Annotated in this window: 10 protein-coding genes; 3 read left to right on the forward strand and 7 right to left on the reverse strand. The window is 71.4% G+C overall.

What is annotated here, in order from left to right; translation table 11 throughout:
* Positions 1–324 precede the first annotated feature (324 nt).
* Together ctaD and E0H26_RS26055 are read right to left on the reverse strand one after the other, a co-directional pair.
* Complete coding sequence (ctaD, locus tag E0H26_RS26050; RefSeq protein WP_131308277.1) at positions 325–2,082, reverse strand: aa3-type cytochrome oxidase subunit I; 1,758 nt, start codon at positions 2,080–2,082, stop codon at positions 325–327.
* Positions 2,083–2,197: 115 nt separating this feature from the next.
* Entirely contained in the window at positions 2,198–3,304 is a 1,107-nt protein-coding gene (locus E0H26_RS26055) for an FAD-dependent monooxygenase (protein WP_131308280.1), read from the reverse strand.
* 364 nt (positions 3,305–3,668) lie between these two features.
* Between E0H26_RS26055 and E0H26_RS26060 the strand changes: the two genes are divergently transcribed.
* Positions 3,669–4,793 carry a glycoside hydrolase family 12 protein gene (locus E0H26_RS26060; protein ID WP_131308283.1) on the forward strand — a complete coding sequence of 375 codons (1,125 nt, stop codon included), beginning with the start codon at positions 3,669–3,671 and terminating at the stop codon, positions 4,791–4,793.
* A 70-nt stretch (positions 4,794–4,863) separates the two neighbouring features.
* Here E0H26_RS26060 and E0H26_RS26065 read toward each other — a convergent pair whose 3' ends face one another.
* Entirely contained in the window at positions 4,864–5,652 is a 789-nt protein-coding gene (locus tag E0H26_RS26065) for an aldo/keto reductase (protein WP_131308286.1), read from the reverse strand.
* A gap of 169 nt (positions 5,653–5,821) precedes the next feature.
* On the opposite strand from E0H26_RS26065, the gene E0H26_RS26070 reads away from it, so the two are divergent.
* The gene (locus tag E0H26_RS26070) at positions 5,822–6,868 is read left to right on the forward strand and encodes a DNA polymerase ligase N-terminal domain-containing protein (RefSeq protein WP_131308289.1); all 1,047 of its coding nucleotides are present in this window, start codon (positions 5,822–5,824) and stop codon (positions 6,866–6,868) included.
* A 16-nt stretch (positions 6,869–6,884) separates the two neighbouring features.
* Positions 6,885–8,078, forward strand: coding sequence for a threonine synthase (locus tag E0H26_RS26075; protein ID WP_131308292.1), 1,194 nt, complete (start codon positions 6,885–6,887; stop codon positions 8,076–8,078).
* Positions 8,079–8,226: 148 nt separating this feature from the next.
* Here E0H26_RS26075 and E0H26_RS26080 read toward each other — a convergent pair whose 3' ends face one another.
* The 4 genes from E0H26_RS26080 to E0H26_RS26095 form a co-directional block, all read right to left on the reverse strand.
* Entirely contained in the window at positions 8,227–10,023 is a 1,797-nt protein-coding gene (locus tag E0H26_RS26080) for a glycoside hydrolase family 15 protein (RefSeq protein ID WP_131308295.1), read from the reverse strand.
* Between the two features lie 86 nt (positions 10,024–10,109).
* The gene (locus E0H26_RS26085) at positions 10,110–10,502 is read right to left on the reverse strand and encodes a cupin domain-containing protein (RefSeq protein WP_131308298.1); all 393 of its coding nucleotides are present in this window, start codon (positions 10,500–10,502) and stop codon (positions 10,110–10,112) included.
* Positions 10,503–10,768: 266 nt separating this feature from the next.
* A complete protein-coding gene (locus E0H26_RS26090) occupies positions 10,769–11,134 on the reverse strand; it encodes a hypothetical protein (protein WP_240742383.1) in 366 nt (121 codons plus the stop codon).
* 390 nt (positions 11,135–11,524) lie between these two features.
* Positions 11,525–11,995, reverse strand: coding sequence for a septum formation initiator (locus E0H26_RS26095; RefSeq protein ID WP_131308303.1), 471 nt, complete (start codon positions 11,993–11,995; stop codon positions 11,525–11,527).
* Positions 11,996–12,055: the final 60 nt, after the last annotated feature.

The following is a 12,055-nucleotide window of genomic DNA, read 5'->3' on the forward strand; positions in this document are numbered from 1 at the left end:
GACGCGAGGCGACGCGAGGCGACGCGAGGCGACGCGAGGCGACGCGAGGCGACGCGAGGCGACGCGAGGCGACGCGAGGCGACGCGAGGCGACGCGAGGCGACGCGAGGCGACGCGAGGCGACGCGAGGCGACGCGACGTGACGCGAGGCGACGTGGGGCGACGCGACGTGGGGCGACGCGACGCGAGGCGACGCGAGGCGACGCGAGGCGACGCGAGGCGACGCGACGTGGGGCGACGCGACGTGAGGCGAGGTCCGGTGATGTGGGGAAAGGCGACGGGCGCCGCCCCGGGTGGGGTGGCGCCCGTCGTGTGGCTGGCTGGGTCAGCGGCGGTCGATGTCGCTGGCCACGTCCTCCTGGTAGCTGGCGCCACCGTCGGACTCGCTGGTCAGCGGCTTGGCGCCACCCTCGGGCGGGCCGGCGATGGTCTGCCCGGCCGCCAGCTCGGGGAACTTGGCGTCGAAGGCGGGCCGCTCGGAGCGGATCCGCGGCATCCGGTCGAAGTTGCGCAGCGGCGGCGGGGAACTGGTCGCCCACTCCAGCGAGTTGCCGTGACCCCACGGGTCATCGACCTCGACCACCGGGCCGGCCTTGTACGACTTCCAGCAGTTGTAGATGAACGGCAGCGTGGAGATACCGGTGATGAACGCGCCGATCGTGGAGATCATGTTCAGCGTGGTGAAGCCGTCGCCGGGCAGGTAGTCGGCGTACCGCCGGGGGAAGCCCTCGCTGCCCAGCCAGTGCTGCACCAGGAAGGTGGTGTGGAAGCCGATCATGGTCAGCCAGAAGTGGATCTTCCCGAGCCGCTCGTCCAGCATCCGGCCGAACATCTTCGGGAACCAGAAGTAGATGCCGGCGAAGACCGCGAACACGATCGTGCCGAAGAGCACGTAGTGGAAGTGCGCCACCACGAAGTACGAGTCGTGCAGGTGGAAGTCCAGCGGCGGGGCGGCCAGCAGTACGCCGGTCAGGCCACCGAAGAGGAAGGTGACCAGGAAGCCGACGGACCAGAGCATGGGCGTCTCGAAGCTGATCTGCCCCCGCCACATGGTGCCGATCCAGTTGAAGAACTTCATACCGGTCGGCACGGCGATCAGGTAGCTCAGGAAGCTGAAGAACGGCAGCAGCACCTGGCCGGTGGCGAACATGTGGTGCGCCCACACGCTCATCGACAGGCCGGCGATGGCGATGGTGGCGGCGACCAGGCCCTTGTAGCCGAAGATCGGCTTACGGGAGAAGACCGGGATGATCTCGCTGATGATGCCGAAGAACGGCAGCGCGATGATGTAGACCTCGGGGTGGCCGAAGAACCAGAACAGGTGCTGCCAGAGCATCGGCCCACCGGTCTCCGGGCTGTACACGTGCGCGCCGAGGAGCCGGTCGGCGGCGAGCGCGAACAGCGCGGCGGCCAGCAGCGGGAAGACCAGGATCACCAGGAGGCTGGTGACCAGCATGTTCCAGGTGAAGATCGGCATCCGGAACATCGTCATGCCCGGGGCGCGCAGGGTCAGGATCGTGGTGATCAGGTTGACCGCGCCGAGGATGGTGCCCAGACCGGAGATGGCCAGACCGACCACCCACATGTTGGCGCCGACGCCGGGGGCGTGCTCGGTGGTGCTCAGCGGGGTGTACGCGGTCCAGCCGAAGTCGGCCGCCCCGCCCGGGGTGAGGAAACCGGCGGTGGCCATGGTGCCGCCGAACAGGTACAGCCAGTACGCGAAGCTGTTCAGCCGCGGGAACGACACGTCCGGCGCGCCGATCTGGATGGGCACGACGTAGTTACCGAACGCGAACACGATCGGCGTCGCGAAGAACAGCAGCATGATCGTGCCGTGCATGGTGAACAGCTGGTTGTACTGCTCGGGCGACAGGAACTGCAGCCCGGGCCGGGCCAGCTCGGCCCGCATGATCAGGGCCATCAGGCCACCGATCATGAAGAACACGAACGCGGTGACCATGTACATGATCCCGATTTGCTTCGCGTCCGTGGTCCGCAGCAGCCGCGCGATGGCCGACCCCTTGACCGGCTCCCGGACCGGCCAGGGCCGGGTCACGACCGGCTTGGGTGCGACGGTGGTCACGAGTGGCCTCCGGTTCTGGGTTGTCCCGCTCGGCACGCTGTCTGGGCGGGCCGTCATCCGCAAGGAGGATAGTCCCCGGCAGGTGACAGCGCCGCGTGGGGTCACCGGGCGTGGATCAAAGCGGGCCGAGAAGCAGCCGGTAATGCTCGCCGAAGATACGGTCGCCCCGCCCGCGCAGCAGCGGATCACGCAGCGCGGGCGGCACGTCGCGGGTGCGGTTGCGGTCCCGGGTCCGGTCCCGCACCCACCGGGTACGCGGCCGGCGGCGGCTCTCGTACGCGGTCAGCGCCGCCTCCACGCTGTTCGCGGCGCGCAGCGACTCGGCGAGCACCACCGCGTCCTCCAGGGCCATCGCCGCACCCTGGGACAGCGTCGGGGCGGTGGCGTGGGCGGCGTCGCCGACCAGCAGCACCCGGCCCCGGTACCAGCGCCCGAGTTCCACCTCGTCGGTGGTCGTGACGTGCACCCCGTCGAGTGCGTCGAGCACCTCCGGCACCGGGCCGCCGTACTCGCCGAACAGTTCACGCAGCCGAGCCCGTGGGTCGGCGGGCAGCTCGGTGCCGGCCTCGTCGGCGTAGCAGTGCAGCCGGCCGGCGCCGATCGGTACCACGAGGATGCCGCAGCGCTGCCCGAGCAGCGCGGTCCACTCGTCGACCACCGGGCCGTGGCGCACGATGCTGCGGTACACCACCTGCCCGGCGGGGCGCGGGGGGCCGCCGAGCGCGGCCAGGGCACGGATCGAGGAACGCGGCCCGTCCGCGCCGATCACCAGGTCGTACTCGGTCTGGGTGCCGTCGACGAAGGTGACGCCGACGGTGGCCGGCAGCAGGTCGATGCTGCGCACCTCGGCGCCGTGCCGGACGGCTCCACCGGCACCACTGAGCAGCACCCGGTGCAGGTCGGAGCGGGAGAGCGCCCGGCACTCGCCGACCCCGGCCCAGAGCGCGTCGAGGTCGACCTCGCACAGCGGCAGCCCGGCCGCGTCGAGGAAGCGTTGCCGGTGGATGACCTGGCCGAAGGGGCGGACCGGACCGTCCAGGTCCAGCCGCCGCAGCGCCCGGGCGGCGTTGCCGGGGAGGTAGAGGCCGGCGTCGTCGAGTTCACTCGGTGGCGCCTTGTCGGTGACATCCGGCCGGAAGCCCGCCAGGCGCAGTGCCCGGGCCACGGCCAGGCCGGCGATGCCCGCGCCGACGACGAGGATGCGCAGGGGGGAGCCACGCATGGGGGTGTACGCCTCCCGGAGGGGGGTTCGGAACGCGTTGAAGGCAAGACACTACTCGGCGCAATCGGCCCACACCAGAGGCAATTCGGCCCGCCCGGCAAGCCCTCGACGCTCTCGACGCCGCCGGTTGGGCAACTCCGACCTCGGCCACCGGGGCAGCAACGGGCACCGCTCGTACCACCCGTGACACACCTCACTTTTTGTCGCATTCCACCCCGCCGGTTGCGCCCATTGTTTCAAGGATGTAAATGTGACGATGAGAATGGGAGCGCTCCCGCCCCATCGATCAGCTTCCGGCGCTCCCCACCGCTTTCGTCCTAACCCGTCCCGGCGTCCCGCCTGACGCCGCAGCGCAAGGAGCATCATGAGACGTACCCTGCGAGCGCTCATGGCCGCCGGCCTGCTCGCCGCCGGCTCGATCGTGGCCGTGGCCCTCGGCGGCACCGCCGCCGCCGACACGGTGATCTGCGAGCAGTACGGCAGCACCGTCATCCAGAACCGGTACGTGGTGCAGAACAACCGTTGGGGCACCACCGCCCAGCAGTGCATCAACGTCACCAGCACGGGCTTCGAGATCACCACCCAGAACGGCAGCAGTCCCACCAACGGCGCCCCCACGGCGTACCCGTCGATCTTCGTCGGGTGCCACTACACCAACTGCTCCCCCGGCACCAACCTGCCCATCCAGGTCAGCCAGATCAGCAGCGCCAGCAGCAGCATCAACTACCGGTACGTGAGCGGAGCCACCTACAACGCCTCGTACGACATCTGGCTCGACCCGTCGCCCAAGCGGGACGGGGTGAACCAGATGGAGATCATGATCTGGCTCAACCGGCAGGGCCCGATCCAGCCCATCGGCTCACCGGTCGGCACCGCCACGATCGACGGCCGCAGCTGGGAGGTCTGGCGCGGCAACAACGGCGGCAACAACGTCATCTCGTACCTGGCGCCGTCCGCGATCAGCAGCGCGAACCTCAACCTGCTGGCCTTCATCAACGACACCCGCAACCGGGGTGCGATCACCAACTCGTGGTACCTGACCAGCATCCAGGCCGGCTTCGAGCCCTGGCAGGGCGGGGCGGGCCTGGCGGTGACCAACTTCTCCGCCGCGGTCAACGGCGGCGGCAACAACCCGCCGCCCACCACGCCCCCGCCCACCACGCCACCGCCGGGTGGTGGCGCCTGCGCGGTGAAGTACACGGCCAACTCGTGGAACAACGGCTTCACCGCCGACGTGCAGATCACCAACACCGGGTCGCGCACCATCAACGGCTGGACGCTGGCGTACTCGCTGCCGGCCGGGCAGCAGGTGACCAACTCCTGGAACGCCACGGTGAACCAGAGCGGATCATCCGTGACCGCCCGCAACGTCGGACACAACGGCACGATCGCGCCCGGCGGCACGGCCAGCTTCGGCTACCAGGGCGCCCTCAGCGGCGGGTACGCCAACCCCACCAACTTCACCCTCAACGGCACCCAGTGCAGATGAAAGGAAGGGCCCCTTCCTAACGCCTCGTGCATAGGAAGGGGCCCTTCTTAACACCCCACCACCGCAGCGGTCAGACGTTGCCGAGCGCGTCGATGTCGCGCATCTCCTCGGCGGTCAGCGAGAAGCCGAAGACGTCCGCGTTGGCCCGGATCCGCTCCGGCGTCACCGACTTCGGAATCGCCACGATCTCGTGGTCGATGTGCCAACGCAGCACCACCTGGGCGGGTGACACGTTGTGCGCCCCGGCGATCCGGGTCAGCACCGGGTCGGACAGGTCGCTGGCCTTGAACGGGCTGTAGCCCTCCAGCACCACCCCACGGTCACGATGTTCGGCGTGCCGCTGCCGGTCGTACAGGAACGGGCTCCACCGGATCTGGTTGACGGCCGGGTTCTCCTCGGTGGCCTGGATCAGCTCGTCGATCTGCGCGGTGCTGAAGTTGCTCACGCCCACCGCGCGGGCCAGACCGGCGTCGCGCGCGGCCAACATCTCCCGCCAGACCGGGATCAGGTCGCCCGGCGCGCTCGGCGGCCAGTGCACCAGCCACAGGTCGACGTAGTCGACGTCGAGGGCACGCAGGCTCTCCTCGATGGTCTCCCGTTCCCGGCCGACCCGTTCGGGCGGCAGTTTCGTGGTGAGGAAGACGTCCTCCCGGCGCAGCCCGCTCTCCCGTACGGCCCGGCCGACCTCTTTCTCGTTGCCGTACATGGTGGCGGTGTCGATGTGCCGGTAGCCGGCGTCGAGCGCGTCGAGCACGGCCCTGAAACCGGCCTCGCCGGTGGCCTGCCAGGTGCCGAAGCCGAGCAGGGGAATCCGGACGTCGCCGGGGAGAACGGCGATGGGGTGGTCAGCGTGATCCATACCGACCGTTCTACCCCCGATCACCCCCGCCATGCCCGGGAACGGGCCGCCGGCCGACCGGAACCCAGGGCCGGCGCAGGCCAGGGACGACGCAGGCCAGGGACGACGCAGGCCGGGCAACCCGGCCGGCGACGGAGCGCACCGGCCGGGTTTGCCGGAGAATACGGGTGTGGCTGACCGGCTGGAGGAGTACCGGCGCAAGCGCGACGCGGCGCGTACCCCGGAACCGGTGCCGTCCGAACGTTCCCACCGTCGGGCCGGCGGCGACCGGCGCCGCTTCGTGATCCAGCAGCACCACGCCCGCAGCCTGCACTGGGACCTGCGGCTGGAACACGACGGGGTGCTCGCCTCCTGGGCGGTGCCGCGCGGCCTGCCCCGGGAACCCGGCCGCAACCACCTCGCCGTGCACACCGAAGACCATCCGCTGGAGTATCTCGACTTCTCCGGTGAGATCCCGGCCGGCGAGTACGGCGGCGGGCGGATGGTCATCCACGACCGGGGCAGCTACCACTGCGAGAAGTGGCAGGACCGCGAGGTGGTCGTGGAGTTGCACGGCGACCGGACGTCCGGCCGGTACGTGCTGTTCGCCACCGGCGGCCGGGACGGCCGGGACTGGATGGTGCGACGCACCGATCCGGCGCCGCCGGGGTGGACCAGCATGCCCGAACCGGTCGCGCCGATGCGCCCGACGCCGGCCGCCCGGCTCCCCGCCGACCAGGCCGGCTGGGGGTACGAGCTGCGCTGGGACGGCGTCCGGGCGCTGGCGTACGTCGCTGGTGGTCGGCTGCGGCTCTGCTCCGACACGGGCGCGGACATCACCGCCGAGTACGCGTGGCTGCGTGCGATGGCCGAGACCCTGGCCCCCACCGAGGCCGTACTGGACGGCATCCTGGTCCGGATCGACCGTGCCGGGCGGGTCCGGCCGGCCCGGGGCGGACGCGGCACCAGCGACGCCCAGTACCTCCTGGTCGACCTGCTCTGGCTGGAGGGCTCGACCAGCACGAACCTGCCGTATCGGCAGCGCCGGGAGCTGCTGGAGGGGCTGGCTCTGGCCGGCCCGCACTGGCAGACTCCGCCGTGGTTTCCGGGTACCGGCGCCGACGCCCTACGCACGGCCCGCGAGCAGGGCCTGCCCGGGGTGGTCGCGAAGCGGTTGGACTCGGTCTACGAGCCGGGGCAGCGCAGCCGGGCGTGGCGCAGCATCGACGCGAGCTGAGACGGCGAGGAGCATCGTGTACCTGACCCATCTCGAATGCCCGCGCTGCGGCCGGGAACACGATGCCGGTGTACCGCAGAACCTGTGTGACTGCGGCTCCCCGCTGCTGGCCCGCTACGACCTCGCCACGGTGTCCGGGGTGCTCCAGCCGGAGCGGTTCGGCCTGCGCCCGGCCGACCTGTGGCGGTACCGGGAGCTGCTGCCGGTGGCCGATCCCCGGCACGTCACCACCCTCGGTGAGGGGTGGACGCCGATGCTGCGCGCCCCGGCGTACGGCACCCGGATCGGCGTCGACGAGCTGCTGGTCAAGGACGAGGGGTTGACCCCGACCGGCTCGTTCAAGGCACGCGGCGCCGCCGTCGGCGTGAGCCGCGCCCGCGAGCTGGGCATTCGCCGGATCGCCATGCCGACCAACGGCAACGCCGGTGCCGCCTGGGCCACCTACGCGGCCCGGGCCGGCATGGGTGCGACCATCGCGATGCCGGTGGACGCGCCGGCCATCTGCCGCCGGGAGTGCGTGGCCGCCGGCGCGGACCTGCGCCTGGTCGACGGGCTGATCGGCGACGCCGGGCGCCAGGTCGCCGCGCTCGTCGCCGCCTCCGCCGGCACCATCTTCGACGCCGGTACGCTGCGCGAGCCGTACCGCCTGGAAGGCAAGAAGACGATGGGGTACGAGATCGTCGAGCAGCTTCGGTGGCAGGTGCCCGACGTGATCATCTACCCGACCGGCGGTGGGGTGGGCCTGATCGGCATCCACAAGGCGCTCGGCGAGCTGCGCGAGCTGGGCTGGATCGAGGACCGGCTGCCCCGGCTGGTGGCGGTGCAGTCCACCGGTTGTGCGCCGATCGTGCGCGCCTTCGCCGCCGGTGAGGATCGGGCCCGGCCCTGGTCGGATGCGCACACCGTGGCGTTCGGCATCACCGTGCCCGCGCCGCTGGGCGACGAGCTGATCCTGTCCGCGCTGCGGGCGACGGCCGGCACCGCGATCGCCGTGGACGACGCGGACATCCTGGCCGATCTGCGGGACTTCGCCGCCCGGGAAGGGCTGCTGCTCTGCCCGGAGGGGGCCGCCTGCCTGACCGCCGCGCGGAAGCTGCGGGCCGGCGGCTGGATCCGGGCCGGCGAGCGGGTGGTGGTGCTCAACACCGGCGCGGGCGTGAAGTACCCGGACACCGTGGACGTCTCCGGCGTGCCGGTACTGCCCGGCTGAACGCACCTGACCCCGCTGACGGCGTCCGGCTACCCGCAGTCTGGCGGCAGCTGGCGTTCTGGCGACAGCGGACGGCGGCGGGCGGCAGCGGCGGACGGCAGCGGCGGGCGGCGGACGGCGGCGGCTGGCGACAGCGGCTGGCGGCGGCTCAGTCGCTGGTCGGCTCGGTCAACCGCCATGCGGCGTTGACCAGGCCGATGTGCGACAGCGCCTGTGGGGTGTTGCCCAGGTGTGCGCCGCTGCCCGGGTCGATCTGCTCGCTGAGCAGCCCCAGGTCGTTCGCGTGCCCGGTGACCTGCTCGAACAGTCGCGCGGCCCGGTCCCGTTCGCCGGCCAGCACCAGGCACTCCACCAGCCAGAACGAGCAGAGCAGGAAGCCGGCGGGGTCGCCGTCCCAGCGGCGGATCAACCCGTCGCCACCGCCCAGCTCCCGCTCCACCGCCGCGATGGTGGCCCGCATCCTCGGGTCGTCGGCGGGCAGGAAACCCACCACCGGCAGATACAGCGTCGCGGCGTCCAGCTCCGGCGATCCGAAGGCACCGGTGTAGATCCCTCTGCCCTCGTGGAAGCCCTCGCGGAGCACCGTGGACCGGATCTCGTCCCGGATGGCCGCCCAGCGCCGGGCGTCGGCCCGCTCTCCCAGGCGCGGCGCGAGCCGCACCGCCTTGTCCATCGCCACCCAGCAGAGCACCTTGGACGACAGGTAGTGCCGTTCGCTGTCGCGCGGCTCCCAGATGCCCCGGTCCGGCATCTGCCAGGTGGCGGCGACCTGCTCGGTCAGGCCGACGACCGTCTCGCGCAGTTCGGTGTCGAACTCGTCGCCGAGGTAGTCGCGCAGCCGCCAGATCGCCGAGACGACCTCGCCGGGCACGTCCAGCTGCCGCTGCCGCCAGGCCTCGTTGCCGATGCGTACCGGCCCGCTGCCGGCGTAGCCGGCGAGGTGGGGACAGCGGTGCTCGGAGACGTCCCGTTCTCCCTCCAGGCCGAACAGCACCGGCACCGGGCCGGCGCCGATCCGGCCGATCGAACGGGTCGCCCAGGCGAACAGCCGGGACGACTCGGTCGGGCAGGCCGCCACCCACAGGGCGCGCAGCGTCATCGCGAAGTCCCGTAGCCAGGAGAAGCGGTAGTCGTAGTTGCGGTCGCCGCCGATCAGCTCGGGCAACGAGGTGGTCGCCGCGGCGGTCACCGCGCCGCTGCGGGCGTACGTCAGACCGGTGAGCACGGTGGCACTGCGCCGAACCAGCTCCGGGTAGCGGCCCTCGTACCGATGGCTCTCCCGGAACGCCTGCCACGCCTGCACCGTGTCGGCCACGGTCGGGACCGGGTCCAGCTCGGCCGGTGGATCGCCGTACGCGGCGGCGTACGCGAGGTCGAAGCCGAGCACCTGTCCCTCGGCGATCTCGAAGGTGTGCCGCACCCGATCGCCGTCGGTGTGCAGTCGCAACCCGTCGCAACGCAGCACCAGTTCGACCGGGCCGGCACCGGCCAGCACCGCCCCGTCGGCGCGTTCCCGCAGGTACGGCGTGATCAGGCCGTACTCGGGTCGGGGCCGGAAGTCGAGGACCATCGGCACCCGGCCGGACAGCCCCTCGACAACGCGCAGCAGCACGGCTGGCGAGTGCAGGCCGATTTGGTGGGCCCGGGCTCCGGGCTCGACGGCGAGCGCGTCGGTGACCGCGACGCTGCCCTCCGGGGTGTGGTGCACGGTACGCAGCACCAGCGTGTCCGGCTGGTACGACCGCTGCACCCGGTGCCCGGCGGACCCGACGGCGACTGGTGCGAGCCGCCAGTGGCCACCATCGGGGTCGAGCAGGCGGGCGAAGACCGACGAGGAGTCGAACCGGCTCGGGCACCACCAGTCGACCGAGCCGTCCCTGCCGACCAGCGCGCCGGAACGGCAGTCGGACAGGAATCCGTAGTCGGAGATCGGCGGCTGCTGCATCCGGTGCGCGTACCCGTTAGCCAGGGCGCATCACGCCGGGGCGGGGCCGCTTCGGCGAACCGACGTGGCCCCGGCCGCCAGCGAGGTCAGGAGGTCGGTGGTTCGTCCGCCCCGGCGGCCTCGGCCGCGTCGGCCTCCTCCTTGGTCCGGTGCACCGCCTGATCGGCATGCTCCGGCGGACCGTAGACGGTGTAGAGCACCAGCGGGTTCGGTCCGGTGTTGACGAAGTTGTGCCTGGTGCCGGCGGGCACGACCACCAGGTCGCCCTGCACCACCTCACGTTTCTCGCCGGCGACCCGGGCTTCTCCGGTGCCGCTGACGAAGGTGAGGATCTGGTCGATGTCCTCGTGGACCTCCTCGCCGATCTCGCCACCGGCCGGAATCGTCATGATCACCAGCTGGGTCTGCTTCCCGGTCCACAGCACGCGCCGGAAGTCCGGGCTCTTCTCGGCGACGGTCGCGATAGTGAAGTGCTCCATGCCCCGCACATACCCCGGGACCGACCGCGCCACGCCGGGACTCGCAAATGGTGGAATTGACCACGGTTCGAGGGTTTGCCAGGCAGTCGAACGGGGATCGACACCACCGGCCGGCAAGGTCCGGCGACGCCAGGTCCCCGCTGACGTACCGCCGTACGGCTGCGACGGTGGGAGACGGCCGAGCGCGGCGACGTTTCGATCCTCGGGTCGAACGGCGCCGCGCGCTCGTGCGCGCCCTCGGCCCCGAGCGGTGCCTGCCGCTGGTGTCAGGCGTGCACGGCCAGGTGGAACGGCCGGTCGGCGGAGACGCCGGCGCTGTCGTGGGTGGTCACGAAGATGGCGTTCGGGATACCGGTGCGGCCGGCGACGGTGATCTGCCCGGCGGGTGCCAGCCCGTTGCTGCCGGCCAGACCGACGGTGCCGACGCAACTGGCTCCGGTCACGTCCTGGTCGAAGACCACCTGGTACATCCCGGTGCCCAGCCGGTTGGCGGTGGCCGCACCCAGCCCGCGAACCAGGACGCCCTGGGCATTGACCACGGCGAACAGCACCCGCGCGGTCAGTGGCATGCCGGCGCCAGCACAGCTGGTCTGTTCGGCGTCGGCGCGGTCCGTGACCCCCTCCTCCGGCACAGGCTGAACCCACGATCTGCCTCTTGCTCTCGCGCTGGACATCAGATTCCTTTCCGGCTGGCCGCCACCTGCAACGGGTTGGGCGATTCTGCTCCGAAACGAGTGATTCCTCCCGGCCGCCGTGACCGGGAGGTTCAACACTGAATAGTCGAGGGGTAGGCGCCCCGATAGCGGCATAGTTGGCGATCGGACACGATCGCACTGTTTGTGCCCTCGAAGGTATGTCGCGTCACCGCCCGGCAGCCACGTGAAGGGCTGTCCGATCATGGACACCAGCGCCCCTGATCATGGCGTTGACCTGCGGCGCAGCGGCTAGCTTCGGTCTCGCGGATCTTGGTGCGAAACGGCCCTCACGGGGGCCGTCTCGTACCAAGATCCGCGAGACAGAACCTAGTCGTCGTCGGGTTCGAGGACCGGCACGCCGGCCACGCAGCGCATCGACAACTCGTACTCGCCGCTCGGGCCGACAAACTTCACCTCGACGTCGTCGTCGGGTCCCCGGTCGTAGTCGTCCACCCGGTAGCCCTGCTGCGGCGTCCAGGACACCAGGTACACCCCGCCCGGTACGCATTCGGCGACCGCGCTGCCGCCGGGACTGGTGAAGCCGCGCCGGCTGCCGGGCTCCGCGCTGGGGCTCGGCGGGGTGCCGGACGGGCTCGGCGGAGCGGAGGTCGCGGCGCCGGGCGGGGCCGCCGGTGTCGGCTCGGCCAGGGCGCGGGCCACCTCCTCCTGGCTACGGACGCCGCCCGGCGTACCGGTGAGGCTCTCCCCCACCAGTTGGATCGCGGCGACCCCGATCAGCATGGCGACGACCGCGGTGGCCAGCCACCCGGCGACGGCGAGGAAGGTACGACGGCCCATCACCCGACTATCCCCGATCTGCGGTTGGCGCGACCTTCGGGCCAGGCTAAGGGAGGGTTA

Source organism: Micromonospora zingiberis, assembly GCF_004331455.1.
GTDB lineage: Bacteria > Actinomycetota > Actinomycetes > Mycobacteriales > Micromonosporaceae > Micromonospora > Micromonospora zingiberis.